The organism is Peribacillus simplex (assembly GCF_001578185.1).
GTDB classification, from domain to species: Bacteria; Bacillota; Bacilli; order Bacillales; family DSM-1321; genus Peribacillus; species Peribacillus simplex_A.
Genome location: NZ_CP011008.1, coordinates 2685911 through 2705457, shown reverse-complemented (window position 1 = coordinate 2705457; position 19547 = coordinate 2685911). Strand labels below are relative to the sequence as shown.

The following is a 19547-nucleotide window of genomic DNA, read 5'->3' as shown; positions in this document are numbered from 1 at the left end:
ATGGGCACTTACAGTAAATTTGGCATAATAACGAGTTGGCACAACACTTGCATTAGTTTATAACTGAAAGTCAATTTTTTATAGGGGGTGCAGTATGAATTTTATCGGAGAATTACGTACGCCTAATATTGTATATTACGGAGACCAAAGCCTTTCTAAACTATGCAAAGTGGCAAATGATTTAGGTTCCAAAGCATTGTTAATCAGTGATAAGCCTATGAAGGATTTAGGTTATGTGGCTAGGGTTATTAGATATCTTCAAGGTGGGGGTGTTCACTCGATTACATATTTGGGAGTGGATTCAGAAACAAAAGATACTCATGTTGAAGAGGCTTTAACTCTTTTTAAAGAGAATGAATGTGATTTAATTGTTGGTCTAGGCGGAGGAAGTTGTATTGATGCTGCTAAGGCGGTAGCTCTATTGGCTAGAAATAAAAGCGCTTTAATTGAATATATGGGTGTGGAAAATGAGATTATAAATGATCCCGTTTCAGTAATAGCTATTCCGACAACAGCTGGAACAGGATCTGAGGTGACTGATGCCTTAGTTGTGACTGATACAATTTTAGATTTAAAAATGATGATTAAACAACCTAAAATAATGCCACAGGTAGCTATTGTTGATCCAAGTCTGACGCTTTCATCACCAAAAATGTTAACAGTTGCCACAGGGATTGATGCATTATGTCACGCTTTAGAAGCTTATATCTCACGTAAGTCTCATCCTTTAACTAATACACTAGCTTTATCATCTATCAAATTAATTATAGATAACATTCAACGTGTTTATGAAGATGGAAATGATTTAGAAGCAAGAACACAGATGGCTTTAGCTTCAATGCAAGCAGGCATTGCTTTTTCTAATTCATCCGTATGCCTTGTTCATGGGATGTCTCGGCCAATTGGTGCCTTGTATAAAGTACCACATGGGATTTCGAATGCAATGCTTCTATCAGCTGTGTTGGAATTTAGTGAAGGCAGCTGCGTTGAAAAACTAGCTCAAGTAGGTCGGACAATTATGGAGGGCATGGAGCAGCAAAGTGATGTGGTCGTGGCAAAAGAAACCGTATTTTTCATTAAAAAACTATGTGTTGATTTAAATATTCCTAATCTTAAAGCGTGGGGAATTAATGAAGAAGATTTTGAACAATCTTTAGAGAAAATGGCAACTGACGCATTAGCAAGCGGAAGTCCAGGGAATCACCCCCGAGTGCCTAGCAAAGAGGAAATTATTGATCTATATCGGGTCTCCTTTACTAATGACTATTCAACTATGAAATTACTCAAAAAATAATATTGAATTTGGAAAGGGGGGATTGGTTAATATGGCAATTAGTTTTTTAGGTTTAATAGCTGGCCTTGGACTACTCATGTATATGACCATTAAAGGGATAAACATCATTATTGCAGCTGTGTTGTGTTCTGTTGTTGTAAGTATCACAGGCAAGCTTAATCTAATGGGAGCGTTAACAACAGACTACATGGGGGGCTTCACTGGTTTCTTCGCTTCCTGGTTTTTAACATTTTTACTAGGTGCAATTTTTGGGAAAGTTATGGAAGATACAAAATCTGCAAATTCAATTGCAAATTGGGTTCAGCGTAGATTCGGAGCTAAACGCGCAGTATTTGCTGTTGTAACCGCGTGTGCGCTTATGACGTATGGTGGTGTAAGCGTGTTCATTGTTGCCTTTTCCGTTTATCCTATAGCAGTTTCTTTGTTTAAAAGTGCTAATTTACCTCATCGTTTTATACCTGGTGCACTTGTCTTTGGATCCATCTCTTTCACTATGACATCGCCAGGGTCACCAGAAATTCAAAATTTAATTCCTACTGAACATTTTGGTACGACTCCAACTGCTGGAGGTTGGGTGGGTGTGGTTATTGCTCTATTAATTATGGTTGGAGGTGGAATTCTCTTAGGAAGGATGGTTCAAAAAGCTGTAGATAGAGGAGAAACTTTTTCTATGGACCACATTGCTGAAAGTGCATCGAATGAGGTTGCTGCAACTCGGCTGGAAACAGAGGATGACCTGAATCAAGGAGTATCTAAAAAGGGCTTGCCTAATATAATTATTTCGATCATTCCTTTGATCTCTGTAGTAGCAGTTTTAAATATTGTTGCCAAGTATATCCCGACGGATCAAGCGGTATTGGTTGCTTTATTTGCGGGAATTATTGTGGGATGGGCGCTTATGTATAAAAATGCTATTGGCACTCATTGGAAAGCCCTTACTATAGGGGCAGAAAATGCACTTAATGCCATTGCTAATACATGTGCTGTTGTAGGATTTGGTGCAGTTGCAGCAAAAGTACCAGCATTTACTGCTATTGTGGATACGCTTACTAATATGCCTGGGCTAAAATATGCGGGTCTTGCTATGGCTGTTACGACTATAGCCGCTATAACAGGTTCAGCCTCTGGCGGTTTAGGAATCGCCTTACCTATACTTGCACCCATTTATCAAGCACAAGGTTTAGATCCAGGAGCTATGCATCGAATTTCATCCATTGCTTCCGGTGGCCTAGATTCTTTACCACATAACGGATACGTCGTTACTACTATCAGAGCGGTATGTAAAGAGACACATCAACGAGCATATAAGCCAGTATTTGTTCTCAGTGTGGTCGTACCTACAGCAGCTTTAGCTTTAGCAGTTATCTTATATATGATTTTTTACTAGATGATACCTGAAGGAGGGAAAGAGAGATGAGTTTAAAACATAGGATAGGATTTATCGGATTAGGAAATATGGGTTTACCTATGGCAGAGAATTTGATTAGTCATGAAAATATAGTATACGGTTTTGACATTAATCCAACAGCTATTGTCAAATTTCAAGAAATTGGTGGACATGTATGTCAAAGTATTAAAGAAGTACTCCAATATGCAGATGTGATATTTATTAGTTTGCCTTCACCAGCTATTGTTGAGATGACGTTTTTCGAAGAAGGTATTATTAAGTATGGTACTGAAAATTTAATGATTATTGATACAAGTACAGTAACACCCGAATTAAACCGTAAAGTTTTTACTGCTTGCCAGAAAAATAACTTAAGATACTTAGGTTCTCCGATAAGTGGCGGTGTTATTGGTGCCGTTAATGCAACCCTAACATTTATGGTTGGCGGACCTAAAGTTTACTTTGATGAAGTACATCCACTGCTAAATATTTTAGGAAAAAATCTGTTTCATGTTGGAGAAAATCCAGATAGTGGCACTGTGATTAAGTTAATCAATAATTTGATGATCGGCTTCTATACCCAAGCAGTTGGGGAAGCGCTAACTCTTGGTGAAAATATGGGCTTAGATCACGAGCGTATGTTTGAAATCCTAAATGTAAGTTATGGCCAAAGCAGAATATATGAAAGAAATTATAAGGAGTATATCGCCGAAAATAACTTTGAACCTGGCTTTACAACAAATCTGTTGTTAAAAGATTTAAAAATAGCTAAGCAAATGGCTGAGGAATGTGAAATTAAGCTGCCAATTGGAGACCACTTGGTAGATTGGTATACGCAGGCGGTGAATGAAGGTTATGGAGAGAATGATATGTCTGCTGTTTACCTAATGACTAAGAAGCTAGCCAAAAAAGCAATACAAAAAAAATAATAATAAATTAGGAGGAATAATTAATATGACTATGATTAAAAGTGAATTTAATACGAAAACATTAACTCATTTTATTGGTGGAGAAATGAAACCTGGCAGAAGTGAACGCTTTGGAAAGGTATATAATCCTTCAACGGGTGAAGTAACGGCTTTTTGTCCATATGCTTCAGTAGAGGAAGTAAATGAAACAATTGAAGTGGCACATTCGGCTTTTGCAGCTTGGAAAAATACGTCTGTAGCAAAAAGAGTGGAAGTTATTCATCGCTTTAGAAGCCTTCTAATAGAGGAAACAGAACGACTGGCAAATATAATAGGTCTTGAAAGCGGCAAAACAATTTCTGATGCAAAAGGTGAAATTAGTAGAGGAATTGAATCGGTTGATTTGGCGATAAATGCTCCACATATGTTAAAAGGTGAATACTCTGTCAATGTTGGTGGAAATATCAACTCTTTTTCAATGAAACAACCTCTAGGTGTAGTTGCAGCGATTTCTCCATTCAATTTTCCAGTAATGGTACCGCTCGCAATGACTTCTATGGCAGTAGCTTGTGGAAATGCGGTAATTTTAAAACCCTCTGAACGTGTTCCGAACTCAGCTTTATTTATCTCGGATCTATGGAAAAAAGCGGGCCTACCAGATGGGATTTGGAGTATCGTTAACGGTGACAAAGAGGCAGTTGATGCATTACTTAAAAATCCAAAAGTATGTGCCATATCTTTTGTAGGTTCTACAAGGGTAGCTGAATATGTTTATCACGAAGGAAGCCGAAATAATAAAAGAGTAGCTTCTTTTGGTGGAGGAAAGAATCATATGATTATTATGCCGGATGCTGATTTAGATCAAGTTGTTACTGCCTTCCTAGGTGCAGCATTTGGTTCTGCATCCCAACGCTGTATGGCGATTTCAGCAGCTGTTCCGGTTGGTAAAGCTACAGCTGATGCATTTGTAGCAAAATTAAAAACTCGTGTACTAGAATTAAAAGTAGGGGCATATAATGACAATAATGCAGACTTCGGAGCTGTAATTACACAAGAATCAAAGGATTCTGTTATCAAGTATATTAATGAAAGTCTTGAAGAAGGCGCACAATTATATGTGGATGGCCGGAATCCTAAAATATGTGAAACGGAAAAAGGTTTTTATTTAGGACCAACGATTTTAGATCATGTTACTCCTGACATGAAAATTTATCGTGATGAGGTGTTCGGACCGGCACGTATTGTGGTACGCGTAAATAGCTTAGACGAAGCAATTGAATTAATTAATAATCACGAATATGGTAATGGTGTTACGATTTTCACAGAAAATGGGTCTGCTGCAAGGAAGTTCTCAGAACAAATTGAAGTGGGAATGGTCGGTGTGAACGTACCGATTCCGATACCAGTCGGATACTACAACTTTGGAGGGTGGAAGCGTTCGAAATTCGGGGAAGGCCACATGTTTGGTCCAGACACCGTTCGCTTTTTCACAAAAACCAAAACGATTTCAGAAAGATGGCCTGAATCCAAAGACAACGAAAATAAAGCGGAATTTTCATTTCCAAGTAATCAATAACTAAATAATTTCATTACATTGAGATTTGTCGAATTTTCATTGGGAAATGTAATTAACAAATGAAATATATTGAAATAAGCGCAAAACGCTTGGATGATTTTATGATTCCAAGCGTTTTTTTGCTTGAGGGGCCCTATTTTTTTTCAAACCTGATATTTAACAGTCTACAGGAATGCTAAAGGGGCAAGATAGTTCCTTAAGGAATGGTACAATGAAGGAAAATTAACGAGGTGCAAAAATGTTTTTAAACGACTTTATGAATGAGAATTTCCCGAACTTAGAACTTAGACCACCCTTGTTTTATAGTTGGAAAATTGGTATCCGTTTTGAATTAGGTGTGGACTATGATAGAGATAATGATTATGAAAATAGCCCATATCTACAAGGAGTATATAAAAGGGCTATCACTTTATTTAAGTCCTTGCATTCTCATAACGATGATCTTTATATCGTAGTTGACGTAAACGATTATGCAGATGGTTATAAACATAAATCAAAAACTTTTTCTCGTTATATTAAAGAGAAATCGGTCTTATATGGGTTAAACCAAAAAACAATTCCTTATATTTTTCCTGACGATGATGATGAAGGAACATATAAAACACATAGATTTACTTTAAAATGTAAAACGTCTGACTTCACATACATTCCTATGTTAAAAGCAATCTGCAATAATGATATGGGCATAAGACCAAGTATTTTTAATAGAGTCTATTTTATCAACATCAACAGGAAAACTATATTTCACGTTTATGATGACAGGGGTTGTGATTTATTGGCGACCTCTCCCGAAACAATAAGAGATGTTTATGACAAATACAACGATTGGATATTAGATTACGACAGAAATGAAATAGACGAGACATTCAAATAAAGAATGTCTCCTTGTTGAACTAACAGGTGCTTTACTTCATTATCAGGAGCTAATCAGCTGCTCCTTTCATTTTCAGTTATTACAGGAATGCTACCCCTTTAGTTGCATAAGAGTTTGAACCAAAAAAGACCTCTTGATAAGATGAATGTGTCCTAAGCTGGCAGCTAAAAAGGACAAAAACATCTATTTGGAGGTCTCACAATGAATTATAACCAAAATCATAAAATCTCTCAAATTACTTCTGAAACCTTAATTGTGGAGTAGATATTGCCAAGCACAATCATGCAGCGAGAGCACAGGATTTTAGAGGATTGGAACTGGATAAAACGTGTTTCTTTGAAAACTAGAGCAATAGTGAGATTGTGTTTAGTTTATTGAGGGAGTTTAGTTGAAGAAAACTGAATAAATAAAAACAGCCAGGTTATGGCTGTTTTTCTATAAAAAATCCAAATGCTTTCAATAAAAACGGAAAATTCAATCACGCAATCAGATTTATGGGATAATTTGATTAATTCCAGTTTTTCTCTATAAATTGAATTGCAGGTTGTAAATTTGTTTTGTTAGCAATTGAAATGACAGCGGGAACTACAGACGGGTCCGTTTTGGAGAAATTAGGGATCCGTGGATTTAACCGAAAAAAACGATTTCCTAGAAGCTGAGAACTGACCATGGATTCATAGTAACCGGATCCACTAGCGACAATCTGAAGAAATGGCAGTAAGGGTTCATTGGGCGATCGGTCCAAAAGGACTCCCCAATTTGGGGGAAGGTTCTTCATATTTTCGGGGCGTATGTTATCTGCACTCACCATCCCCCACCCCTTCGTATCTCTTCTTAATTGAGTCGGCTCTTCACCTGTTCCAATGGATAATACCGCAATTTGATCCAACGGCTGTTTGGCTTTCCCCACTGCAAACGCGATACTGGCTGTACTGGGGTTAGTTGTTACTGTATACCCATCCACGTAGTTTTGATAGGCTCGTTGTGTCGCGGGAGCACCACTGCTCCGTAGTATTACATCACTCGCTTTCTCATTTAAATAGGGAGAGCCAGGAAAGTTGTGGAATAACACAGGAGTCCAACGATTCAGCTCCGGTGAGAATAAATGAAATGCAGGGACAACAATTCGTCTTTTTAAGTCTTTGAGGAGAAGGTCTGGTGGAAAAAATGTTTGCACCGCTTTAACGAAACCAGAATATGGTAATTGTTGGTTGAATACAGGTCCACCTGGTCGGGAAACGCTGAATGCCGGCAGGATTTTATCCTTAAAAAACTGGAGTGTCTCCTTGGGCGATCTTCCACTTGCTAACGCAAGGGCAGTGAATGAACCGATTGAATTTCCTGAAAAAACATTGGTTCGCCTAATTAATTTTGGGTTGTGCTGAGCCAGTCTGTTCAAAAGTTGTAAACTTAAAGCACCTAAGGTACCGCCTCCATCAAAGGACATAATCCGATATTTTGTCAAAGCAGATTTCTCCTTTCTAATCTGATCACAAGTATCATTAAGTATATGTTTATTTTTTTTCTGTAGTATTGGTAATGAATACCTCTTTGACCTGAAATCCTTCAGGAGCCGGATTATGTAGCTAAACATCCAAGGAAAGACTCCATCAAGTATATAAAAAATATTACGACAAGGGTAGAGGAGACTACGTTTGAGTGGCATTACGGGCCAGCCAAACGGGAATTTATTATGCACGTACTTTGTTTATAATGAGTGATGAAAAAGTCAGAAAGTACAACCCAAAAAAGCTTGAAAGAAAATGAAAAAGCCATAGCGGTGGGCTACGGCCTACTAGCATGCAAAATTTTAGCGGGGTGACAATCCCGATCTCCAAAGAGGGCGACGGCTGCCTGTTCCGTCCTCAAACAGGTTATTTTGCAGCCTTGTGCACATTAGGTTATTAATTATTTTTATTTTATATCGTGCGATCCTTCAAGAGAGAGGTCGCTTTTTCCAAAAACAGGATTGTGAAGAATTACACTTAAACTACCATGAAAATTAAACATTAATAATCAGGAAAAAGACCATATTAAATAAAGCGCAAACTTCAATTTTTTGAAAAAGAGAGCAGCGCCCTATTAAAGTTCTCCAAATAAATCGGTGGTTAGGATGCTTCTGATATATTTACGAAGGGGGCTAGGGTGGGACAACAAAACTTGCAGCTTGGAGATTTTTATTAAAAAGGTAGAGAAAAGGCGACTTAATTGTCGTTTTTATTTCACTCAGAATAAAGGTTTTGAATTACATATTCTCTTATTCAACGTAGCATCGTTCTAGTGAAATACATAAGTAATTTTTAAAAAAGCTACTCGGTATGAGCGTCAAAAAGAACAATCATCAAAGATTCTTGGAGACAAATTTATCAGTTACTATAGTGAAGTGTACTTCATAATTATTTTAGGAATAACCTCGATAGAATATATATTTTAATCTAATACTCAAGTATACAAGGTGACCTAATATTTTAGGAGGGAATTGGATGCCATACTTGAAACAATTCGTACGTAATTGGAGAAGAAGAGAAAAGACTGAGGTATTAACCGCACTCATTCCAGAAAGCTTGTACGGTGATTTCAAAGGTTACTGTGACGAACTGAATTTATTTATCAGTGAAGCGATTTGTCTGCTGATAGAACGTGAAATGACAAGGTATCTGGAGAATTAGCAATCACGGACAAATACAAAATGATGATGATGTAGTCAATGTGAATACAAAAGTAGTCAATAAGATTGCAAAAGATGTAATTCAAATACAAATAGATTCGTAACGACACACTGGCAAGTAGACGCACAGCTTCCATGTCCTTATTGTGGTCAGTGGGTGGCAGATACTAACTTTTCCAGACATGCCAAGCGACACTTAACAACCACACAGGATATCCTCACGAATGAAAAGTTTAGAGATAAAATCAAAGAAATGATCCAGGCGAAAAAAGCTGAAATATGAACTAAATAAGACGTAATTTCGGATTAACAATAGTTTAAGAAGAAAGGTACGTTCATTGCTATAAATCAGTTTTCATAGTTGTACCTGTAAATATGTATCTGTCGTAATTTACCTTAATGCACGTGGTAACCTACTTGGTCTCGAGTGTTAAATTTAAGAATGTTTATTGAGAAACATATTTTCAATTATCTGATTAATCAATATATTAACCATTGCCATTTTGTTGCCTGTAGTATAAAATTCTATGAAACTCTTTCTTTTCGCAATTAGTTTCATAGACTTTTTTTAAGGGGGATGGACTTTGAATTGGAAAAAGAAAATTAGCATGCCATTATTATCTGCTGGACTTGCATTTAGTGCGTTTACACCCGGAGTTATAAGTCATGTGAATTTATCTCAAGAAGTTAAGGCTTCTGGAAAAGAGGGAGCACCAATTGATTTAGGGATTGCAAATGATGACCGGCTAATTGAGATGTTAAAGAAAAATGGAACGATTCCGAAAGATGCGACGGCCACAGAAGCAGAAAAGGCATTACAAAAGTACTTACATAAGCTAGCGACGGCCTCGGAAACTAATAAAAAAGAAAATTCTTTTGAAAAGAAGCAGGCCGCACTAAAAGAACAAGTTAAAGCAAAAATGGATAGTAACGGTCTAAATGAGGGAAAAGGAAACAAGTCAGGGCAAGCAAAGAAAAATACTGTTTCCTCTGTCAAAAAAGAAGATTGGGATGGTACGGAAAGGAAAGACGAGGTCCTCGTTCTATTAATTGATTTTCCTAATCTTCCACACGGACAATTAACTTCCGATGAAACAGACATGTATTATAGCGGACCCGATGCATACTCCAACCAACATTATCAGGATATGATTTTCGGTGAAAATGGCTATGTCGGTCCGGATGGTAAAAAGAAGATCTCCATGAAACAGTATTACGAGCAACAGTCCGGCGGCAGTTATACGGTGGATGGTAAGGTTGCCGGCTGGTATACAGCCAAACATCCAGCTGCTTATTACGGCGCTCATGATGAAAATGCCGGTAATGATAAAAATCCAAGAGCACTTATTCGGGAAGCCCTTGCTGATGCGGCTAAAGATCCTTCAATTGATTTGAATCAATATGACAAAGAAGATCAGTTTGATTTGGACGGTGACGGCAATATGCGCGAACCAGATGGAATCATTGACCATGTCATGGTCATTCACTCTGGTGTCGGGGAAGAAGCAGGCGGCGGTAAAATTGGTGAAGAGGCAATTTGGTCTCACAGCTGGGATCTAGGCGGTCTCTACCCAATTCCCGAAACAAAAGCGGATGTAAACTATTTTGGTGTTGATAATTTGTTAGGACTAGCCTATACCATTGAACCAGAAGATGGAGCTGCGGGCGTATTTGCTCATGAATTCGGTCACGATTTAGGCTTGCCGGATGAGTATGACACTCTTTACAGCGGTTTAGGTGAACCAGTCAGCTACTGGTCACTCATGTCAAGTGGAAGCTGGACAGGGAAAATTCCAGGTACGGAACCATCTGGCTTCAGTCCATATGACAAAGAGTTTTTACAGCAAACGATGACAACAAATGACTTTATACCAAACTGGCAGTCAGGAAGTCAAATAAACGTAAATGATGTTACTTCTAAAGGAACAGAGTACTTGCTTGATGAAGCAAGTACAAAAGGCACAAATGATGATGTTGTTAAAGTAAATCTTCCTGAAAAGGAGATATTAGTTAATACGCCTGCAAGTGGGAAGTCAGAGTACTTCAGTGGGAGTGGAAATAATCTAAGTAACAAAATGAACACGACTATTGACTTATCCAATGCTACTTCTGCTCAACTTACATTTAAAACCTGGTACTCTATCGAACAAGATTATGATTATGCTACTGTTCGTGTCAATGGTCAAACGGTTCATGGTAACATCACAACGAATGATGATCCTCAAGGGTCAAATCCAGGCAATGGTATTACAGGAGATTCCGGAAACAAATGGGTAGATGCAACATTTGATTTATCTCAATTTGCTGGCCAAAAAGTCCAATTAAGCTTCAATTATGTCACTGATGGCGGATTGGCAATGGCTGGTTTTTATGTTGATGATATCAAGGTAAGTGCGGGTGGCAGCACAATTCTGTCCGATGATGCGGAAGGAACTTCACCATTTACTTTTGTAGGTTTCTCCAAATCTGATGGCAAAAAACATGCAAGTCAGTATTACCTTCTTGAATGGAGATCCCATAACGGTTCTGATTCAGGTTTAGCCAATGTGAACCGTAAAGGAACCATGTTATCTTATGATCAAGGTTTAGTAGTTTGGTATGTTGATAACTCCTACGATAACAACTGGACAGGTCCAGACTACCACCCTGGTGATGGTTTCTTAGGTGTTGTCGACGCCGACCAGCACAATAATATCTGGCATTATAAAGACTGGAAGGATCCAAACGGTGTATATGATGTTAATAAAGTCCTTGGCTCAAACAGCTATCAAATGCATGATGCAGCATTTAGCTTAAACAAAGGTAGTAAAGTGACCATTGGTGATTCTTCTTTCTACTTGAAAGATAACTTTACTCAAAGCAATGCCATGTTTGATGATAAACAGAATTACAGCAATACCCAAGCTCCTGACGTTGGCCGTAATATTCCAAAATTCGGACTAAAGGTTCGCGTTGTTGGCCAAAGTGCTGACGGTACTGTAGGTAAAATTGTACTTTATAAATAATAAGGTGGTTCTCTTATTTAAAGTGTATCCCTTGTAAAGGATATTTTAAAAAAAGCTAGAAAGCATTGAACAGATGATCCCTGTATTGTGAAGTGAACCCAAAAAGTTAGACAAAGTATTTTAAGCAGCTGATAAGGATTGGATCCTGTATTTTACAGGACTCAATCCTTTTAGTTTTGCTTACTTCATACTTCTGAGCTACATTTTTAAAAGATTCATGACCCTCAATAAAAAAATGAACGGCAGCTAGCTTAGTTTCTAACGAATACTTTGTCATAAAAAAACTGCACCTCCAATTGTTAATTGTGACTAACAATTGGGCACGTTACACATCGATATGATGCAAGGAAACCAAATGCTGTGTAGGGAGTCGGATAGCAGCGTAGTACCAATGAAGTTGGGTAATGCCGATGGAGGAAAGGCTAGCTACCAGTTATCGCCCTTACCAGGGAAACATTCTTAAACATCTTCTTTAATAGTAGGAAAACCTTATGGTCTTATATATTCCCAGATATAAGTGCATTTCGTTAAAGTATTTCCTATTTCCCCATTAAAAAGCCTAATTCTCAACTTATTGTAGAGGAATTAGGCCTTTTTTCACTACTCCATTAAAGCGCCTTATAGTTTAATGACTTGATTTACTGAATATACTTTCAATCATTCACTTTGAACTACATAGATATAGTTTTTGTTGCAACTGTTTGTTGAAATGCCTGATCATGCTCAACAATAACCATTGTGGGATTAAATTGTTGAATAAGCTCTTCAATCTGCATACGCGAATAAATATCAATAAAATTTAATGGTTCATCCCATATATATAAATGAGCTTTTTCACATAAACTTTTAGCGATAAGCAGCTTTTTCTTTTGTCCACCAGAATAATGAGATATTTCTTTCTCAAATTGAATTCGGTCAAAATCCATCTTACGTAGGATAGATTTAAATAACGTCTCATCAATCTCTTGCTCTTCAATAAAATCTGATAACGATCCTTTCAAATGAGAAGTATCTTGTTGGACATAGGAAATGATGAGTCCTGAGCCTAAATTAACTGAGCCTGTATGCTGAATCGGATGTCCTAGAATTAGTTTTAGGATACTACTTTTCCCACTTCCATTCTTTCCATCAAGTACAATTCGGTCACCTTGTTCAATTATAAAGCTAATTGGCTCATTCACTATTTGGTCATCATACTGAACAGACACATCAGCCAAAACAACCAATTCATTTGACTGGAATTTCAATTGTTCTAATTTTAACGAATCAGTTTTCTCTACATTTTTTAGTAATTTTGACTTTTCTTCAATAGCTTTTTGTTTCCTTGATTCAAGATTCTTCGATCTCTTCATCATCTTGGCCGCTTTATGCCCTACAAAACCTTTGTCCAACTTGGAACCAGAATTCCTTGTCCCGTTTTTAGTGGCCTCCACTTGATGAGACCAAGCTTCTGAACGCTTTGAAGACTGTTTTAATCTCCCTATGTCTTTTTGTAGACGCTCATTTGTTGCTTCTTCGTGTTCCTGCTGTCTATCAAAATTTAACTTCCAAGAAGAAAAGTTACCACTTTGGACTTCAATGTTTGCTCTATTTATAGATAAGATATGGTCAACGCACCCGTCTAAAAAGATTCTGTCATGTGAAATTAAAATAAATCCTTTTTTCTTCCTTAGATAATCAGAGACCATCTTTCGTGCATCAGTATCTAGATGATTTGTTGGCTCATCAATTAATAGAAATTGACCCTCATTCAAAAACAGTGCAGCAAGCAATACCTTTGTTTGTTCTCCATTTGATAATGTTTTAAATGGTCGGTACATGACCTCGGCATCAACATTTAAATAGGATATTTCACGAAGAAATTCCCAATCTTCTGCTTGGGGACAAATTTCTTCAAGGATTTCATGAGTAAACTTGTTCTTATCTGAAACTGGGTAAGGGAAATAATTAAATTCTACCGAAGAAGTGATTTTCCCACTATACTCATAATTCCCTAATAATAAATTAAAGAATGTCGTTTTTCCTCGTCCGTTTCTACCGATAAATCCTAGTTTCCAATCCGTATCCATTTGAAAGTTTACACCTTCAAAAATATTATCAAAGCTACCTGGATATGAAAAAGTTAAGTCTTGAACTTTTATCATTGACATAATAATTCCTCCTTTATATATCGACACTTTTCATATAAAGTCGGAATATCCATCAATTTATTAATTCCTCCATATAAGTTTGATGGATACTAACGACTTATATAGAGCATTACATGTGTAACAATAGTGTCTGAATTACTCATTTTTCTCTCTCCTTTGTTTGTTGGGTTAAAGTTACGGATTAATAAATATCGACTTATCTATTAGAGAATAAAAAATACCTCCCAATTTATAATTGGAAGGATTAGTCTTTCACTCATACTAAATAAGTCCTTATTAATCATTGGAATCATGATAAATAAAGTATGAACTGATTTATAAAAATGGATAGACCAACCCTATTTTTTTAGTTTGAATATTAATTTCAAATTAAAATATAGATTAGTTAATCATTATTCAACCATCAGTCCTCTCATAATTCTATTTTTAAAATAACATTCTTTTATACGGAATGCAATATGTGAATCATCTTCACCTAATCCTATATCCAAACTATTTAAAATTCTTCAATCAAAGAGATAAAGCATCGCATCATTTTTATAAACATCGCAACTTTGTTCAAAGCTTCGCGTCTTTACATATACTCGTTACTTTATATACACTTTTCATCACCACTTTTACAAGCTTCTGAATCTAATATATTATAACTCCTTGTGTAACTAAACTGTCCCTTTAGTGCCATAAGAGAAAGGCTGCCCCAGCAACCTTCTTGAATTAAAGCACCCGTTAGTTCTTTAAGCTTTTTTTCTTTTCTTCCAGTCTGTCCCTTAATTTGTTAAAGTTTTGGACTCCCTCAGGCATTGATAATTTTTTTGCTAACAAACTCCCTTTTTCGATTGATTTAGAAGCTTCTTCAAATAAATTCGCTTTAATTTGAGCATCTGCAAGGCAATACCAGTAGAACCACGCATCCATTTTAGAAATTTTATCGTTATAAAATTTTTCGATAACAGGATAATATTTAGAAAATAATTCTTTATCATAAACTAATTGATCACCATTCCATTTTAATACATCTACTAAAGAACACTCAGCAAGATACCATCGCCAAACTGCTAAACCTTCTTTTTGATTTCCATTCAAAATGTCAATTTCATGATAAAGAACTTCTGCAATATTTTTGAATGAGTTATCATTCCACTGGAAAATTTTAAGTTTACTTCCTAATGCTGCGCCAATTGTAACACCAAATAGATATTCTTTTGTACCATCACCAGTAATATCAGCTAATCCAGAAAAATCTAAATCTACTCCTTTAATTCTTGTCTCCCATATTTTTTCCCACTTATTATTAACCTTCTTTAATACCATTGCTCCATACTGGGAAGGGGAAGGCTGTTCTTTTGCTTTAACTTCAAAAGTAACGATTATTTCTTTCCGTCCATCTTGATTAAAGTCATATAGTTTAATTGACTTTGTAGGGAAAGGTTTGTCAGGACTTACAATTAACGAGTTCGACGGTTTAAACTCATTAACAATTTTCATTAGCTCTTTATTCAGTTTTTTGTCAGCTTGAACAATTATCGGAGAAAGGTTTAATAATAAGGATGATAGTAAGATAAATAGCATTATTTTCTTCATAATTATGTCCCCTTTATACTTTATCTAGGTATAGTTCCCTGATATTCCTTTGTATATTAGGCATATATTTAGAAAGCTACGTGGATTTGAGTCAATATTTTGGACACAAAAAAGAGCTGGCAAAACACGGAGTCGCCGAGCTTGCTGATCCGCTTGGACGCTCTACCGATATTGGCAGAGATGTTTACATGGCGGTCGTCGACGGCAGCGTTGAGGAGCTGTTAACTTTTGAGTATCCTAATGCGCCGACATCTGCTGAATATCTTTCCGATTTCATGGAGAGAAATCTGAAGGATATTATTCCTCAGCCAACTGTTCATGCTTTCCTGGATCAATATGAAGGGTTCAATCAAGATCCTTTTCTACCTATTATTAGGAAAAAAGACGATCATATTCAATATAAAGGTCTCGCTCTTTTTAAGGATGATCTCTACGTAGGAGAGCTTTCCAATAAGGACAGTTATATATTTAAACTCTTTTACGAAAAGACTAAAACAGGCACATATGAAATAAGCTTCAAAAATAAAAAGTACATTGCTACTGAAAATATTCGATCCAAAGTGAAATATAAAGTGTCCGGCAGCCAAGACAATCCGCGGGTGTCGGTTCATGTCTCGGTGATAGGAGAGGTTAAAGATGCTTCCAGCGTGTTGAAGAAAGGGAACACGATGAAAGAAGTGGAGAAGGAATGGAGCAAAGAGACGACGGAAAGAGCGGAAAAAATGATGAGGAAATTTCAGGAGCTAAAGATTGATCCGCTCGGAATCGGTGAAAAAGTCCGGAGCCATTTTCGGAACTTGACCGCTACCCAACCGTTCCTGTTCAATTTTATATGAAGGTTCGTATTGTGAACACCGGCATCACCGAATAGAAAGTGACGTCAAAAAAAGGAGCGACCCAAAAGGATCTAAATTCGTCCCCTTGAGACGCTCCTTTTTTCCCCACCCTTTCAATTTAGTTCAAGTAATTGGACTATATTTTGCAGAAAAAGCAAGAAGAATATGTGCTCTAAATAAAGAGCCTAAACATAATATACTAGGCGGTATAACAATGAACGATTCCAAGGAAATGATTGTTCAAATTTACGAAGAAGTTCTTAGTTATCAGCGATATGCTTCAAAAACTTCTCTAAATAGGACGACTTTCTTCTATTATATATACTCTCCAAACACATCTGATTTACACAAATGAAATCGCATGGCGTTCTTTTTCAAAAACCTTTTGCAAATAAATTTCTATAGTGGATAGCTGCTCATGGCCCAGACTCATCATAATCTGATAGACATTAACTCCATTTAAGTGAGAAATGATGGCGAAAGCATGCCTAAAGGTATGAGGACCAACGGAGGAAGAACGGAACTTCAAAAAGAGCAATCCACTCTCTTTTATGACTTTTTTTAAGAATTGAGACAAATAAGAGGGAGAGTAGGCACGGCCGGTATTGGTCGTAAAAAGAGGGTCGTCTCCTTCTGCTGCATCTATATCGTCGATGTCTGGTATTTGCCTTTTTTTACTCCCTTACCTAGGACCTCTAAAAAATACGTACTGGAAATGGAATCATATTGAAGTCCTTGACTCGGAGTCTTGTAAACTCTTCATTACGCATGCCTGTCATCGTTAGGATATGAATAATCGAAAAAACGATGGGGTGGTTAATTTCCCTGAAGTAATCAAGTAGCTGAATGATTTCCTTTGGTCCCAAATCACGTTGGGCCGATCATCTTTACGAACATTAAAGAAACCTTCATGAATAGGTTCCGTGATATAGCCTGCTTCGAACAGGAATTTCAAAAAACTCTTAATGATGGTTGTCTTTCTGGATAATGTGGCAACGGAATACGCTCCTTTTGTTAAGACATAGGGGCTTTTTTCGTGCGCCCGGCATGGGTGCAATCTATAGGGTGGAAGTCCCGAATCATGAAGGCAGTAGTAGTGGTTAGCTTAATGCAAGGGTGTCCACGGTGACGTGGAATCTGAAGGAAGCAAGCGGCAAACCTCCGGTCTGAGGAACACGAACTTCATATAAGGCTAGGTATCATTGGATGAGTTTGCGAAACAAAACAAAGTCCTTACTGCCGAAGGTGGTACAGAGTAAATGAAGCAGATAGATGGAGGGAAAGATTGCACTCTTACCCGGGGAGGTCTGATGACAGCCAAGTACACTTGGTAACCTTTCCAGTGATGGACAGCTGAATCATCAGAAGTCAGCAGAGGTCATAGTACTTGTCTCCTCGAGAAGACAAGGAAGGACCGAACAGATTAAGGAGGATGAATACTAGGCGTTCGTTATCTGTGAAGAAGCAAACAATTCCTAACGGAACTTATTTGAAGGAAGAAGTGGTGAATACACGGGGAACTTCAAAAGGGTGGAGCAGATAAAGGCACAAATAGACCATTTATCCACGTAGAAAGGATATCAACGATGTTAATGGAACAGATACTAGAGAGGGAAAACTTAATACAGGCATTGAAGCGTGTAGAAAGAAATAAGGGAAGCCATGGTGTAGATGGAATGCGGGTCCAAAACCTGAGACCGCACCTCGTAACCGAATGGTACAACATGAAAACTGCCCTTTTACAGGGTACCTATCAACCGAAGCCCGTCCGTCGTATCGAAATCCCGAAACCAAACGGCGGAGTTCGGCTTTTGGGTATTCCAACCGTTCTAGACCGTTTCATTCAACAAGCCATTGCCCAAATATTGACCAAGATATATGACTCAACCTTTTCGGAGAATAGCTATGGATTTCGCCCCTAACAAACAAGGGCACCAGGCGGTTCGAAAGGCAAAGTCCTATATAACCGAATGTTATAAATGGGTAGTGGATATGGATTTGGAGAAGTTCTTCGATAAAGTGAATCATGACAAGCTCATGGGAATGTTAGAGCGGAAAATTGAAGATAAACGAGTTCTTAAACTGATTCGTAAGTTCCTTCAAGCAGGCATTATGATAGGCGGACTTTTTCATAAAAGTGAGGAGGGAACTCCGGAAGGAGGTCCGTTAAGTCCTTTATTATCTAATATCATGTTAGACGATTTAGATAAAGAACTAGAGAAACGCAATCTTCGATTTGTAAGGTATGCGGATGACAATACTATCTTTGTGAAGACACGAAAAGCCGCCAAACGTGCAATGGGAAATATCTCAAGCTTCATTGAAAATAAACTGAAGCTAAAGGTCAACTACGAGAAGTCGAAGTATGATCGCCCTTGGAACAGAACGTTTCTCGGTTTTAGTTTCACGAAGTCAAAGAAGAACCCGAAGGTTCTACTGGCTAAACAAACAGTGAAGAGGGTAAAGAAACGAATCAGGGAAATGACCTCGAGAAAATTACCGATACCCATGGAACTCCGAATAAATAAGTTAAAGCAATACCTTAGAGGTTGGATGGGGTATTTCGCCCTCATTGATACTCCGAACGTATTGAAGAATTTAGATTCATGGATTCGAAGAAGACTCAGAATGTGCCTATGGAAACAATGGAAATTACCAAGAACGAGGGTGAGGAAACTCAAAGGATTAGGCGTCCCATTTGGAAAAGCATATGAATGGGGAAATAGCAGAAAGGGTTATTGGCGCATAGCGCATAGTCCTATTCTAGACAAAACCCTTAATAATGTTTATTGGCTCCATCATGGGTTAGTAAATCTATATGAACGATATACAAAACTACGTCAGACTTAAACTGAACCGCCGTATACCGAACGGTACGTACGGTGGTGTGAGAGGTCGGAGGCTAGGCGCCTCCTCCTACTCGATTGATAACCATTCCTGATACCTCGAATCTGCCGGCTAGATAAAGATTTAAAAAGGGAACCCTCCACAACCATTTCCAAGTCTACATGGATTTCCACTGAATATGTGGGTAATTGTTCAATAAATTGAAGAAGTTTTCGCTCTTAGGCTTGGAAGGTGCGGGTGGACTTTTCATGTTGCAGTTATAAATGCTCTCGCCGTTGAAGAAACCACTGTAGCATGTCTACATCACTAAAATCTGAAAAAGGATTTTGTCCATTCTTTTATGTCACATATAATCGTTCTTGTAACTTGGGATTTAACTGTTTTTAATTAAAAGGTGACCTAGTTAATGGGGAAATCAGTA

Annotated in this window: 12 protein-coding genes and 2 pseudogenes; 10 read left to right on the top strand and 4 right to left on the bottom strand. The window is 37.6% G+C overall.

The features are described 5' to 3' along the window. Positions 1-94: 94 nt before the first annotated feature. From UP17_RS12570 to UP17_RS28810, 6 genes and pseudogenes are all read left to right on the top strand, one after another. A complete protein-coding gene (locus UP17_RS12570; protein WP_061463316.1) occupies positions 95-1294 on the top strand; it encodes an iron-containing alcohol dehydrogenase in 1200 nt (399 codons plus the stop codon). A 31-nt stretch (positions 1295-1325) separates the two neighbouring features. Continuing rightward, on the top strand, positions 1326-2681 hold the full coding sequence (locus UP17_RS12565; RefSeq protein WP_061463315.1) for a GntP family permease: 1356 nt from the start codon (positions 1326-1328) through the stop codon (positions 2679-2681). Positions 2682-2707: 26 nt separating this feature from the next. Then, a complete protein-coding gene (locus UP17_RS12560) occupies positions 2708-3610 on the top strand; it encodes an NAD(P)-dependent oxidoreductase (RefSeq protein WP_061463314.1) in 903 nt (300 codons plus the stop codon). A gap of 31 nt (positions 3611-3641) precedes the next feature. Further along, positions 3642-5165: a CoA-acylating methylmalonate-semialdehyde dehydrogenase gene (locus UP17_RS12555; RefSeq protein ID WP_061466087.1), complete on the top strand. Its 1524-nt coding sequence runs from the start codon at positions 3642-3644 to the stop codon at positions 5163-5165. A gap of 256 nt (positions 5166-5421) precedes the next feature. Then, the gene (locus UP17_RS12550; protein ID WP_061466086.1) at positions 5422-6039 is read left to right on the top strand and encodes a DUF3885 domain-containing protein; all 618 of its coding nucleotides are present in this window, start codon (positions 5422-5424) and stop codon (positions 6037-6039) included. Between the two features lie 201 nt (positions 6040-6240). Beyond that, positions 6241-6383: pseudogene (locus UP17_RS28810) on the top strand (IS110 family transposase); the annotation flags it as partial. 164 nt (positions 6384-6547) lie between these two features. Here the strand turns inward: UP17_RS28810 and UP17_RS12545 are convergent. Beyond that, on the bottom strand, positions 6548-7504 hold the full coding sequence (locus tag UP17_RS12545) for a patatin-like phospholipase family protein (RefSeq protein ID WP_061466085.1): 957 nt from the start codon (positions 7502-7504) through the stop codon (positions 6548-6550). A 1018-nt stretch (positions 7505-8522) separates the two neighbouring features. Between UP17_RS12545 and UP17_RS12540 the strand changes: the two genes are divergently transcribed. Together UP17_RS12540 and UP17_RS12535 are read left to right on the top strand one after the other, a co-directional pair. After that, the gene (locus UP17_RS12540; protein ID WP_061463313.1) at positions 8523-8708 is read left to right on the top strand and encodes a hypothetical protein; all 186 of its coding nucleotides are present in this window, start codon (positions 8523-8525) and stop codon (positions 8706-8708) included. Between the two features lie 607 nt (positions 8709-9315). Beyond that, positions 9316-11712 (top strand): immune inhibitor A domain-containing protein, encoded by a 2397-nt coding sequence (locus tag UP17_RS12535; RefSeq protein WP_081109000.1) that lies wholly within the window; start codon positions 9316-9318, stop codon positions 11710-11712. Positions 11713-12383: 671 nt separating this feature from the next. Here the strand turns inward: UP17_RS12535 and UP17_RS12530 are convergent. Both UP17_RS12530 and UP17_RS12525 read right to left on the bottom strand, forming a co-directional pair. Then, positions 12384-13862: an Lsa family ABC-F type ribosomal protection protein gene (locus UP17_RS12530; RefSeq protein ID WP_061463312.1), complete on the bottom strand. Its 1479-nt coding sequence runs from the start codon at positions 13860-13862 to the stop codon at positions 12384-12386. Positions 13863-14588: 726 nt separating this feature from the next. Then, positions 14589-15443, bottom strand: coding sequence for a VCBS repeat-containing protein (locus tag UP17_RS12525; protein ID WP_061463311.1), 855 nt, complete (start codon positions 15441-15443; stop codon positions 14589-14591). 86 nt (positions 15444-15529) lie between these two features. On the opposite strand from UP17_RS12525, the gene UP17_RS12520 reads away from it, so the two are divergent. After that, positions 15530-16279 carry a Ger(x)C family spore germination protein gene (locus tag UP17_RS12520; protein ID WP_061463310.1) on the top strand — a complete coding sequence of 250 codons (750 nt, stop codon included), beginning with the start codon at positions 15530-15532 and terminating at the stop codon, positions 16277-16279. Positions 16280-16622: 343 nt separating this feature from the next. On the opposite strand, the gene UP17_RS28805 is transcribed toward UP17_RS12520, so the two are convergent. Beyond that, a complete protein-coding gene (locus UP17_RS28805; protein WP_250211837.1) occupies positions 16623-16925 on the bottom strand; it encodes a tyrosine-type recombinase/integrase in 303 nt (100 codons plus the stop codon). Positions 16926-17865: 940 nt separating this feature from the next. Between UP17_RS28805 and ltrA the strand changes: the two are divergent. Next, positions 17866-19129: pseudogene (gene ltrA / locus UP17_RS12510) on the top strand (group II intron reverse transcriptase/maturase). The last annotated feature ends 418 nt before the right edge of the window (positions 19130-19547 follow it).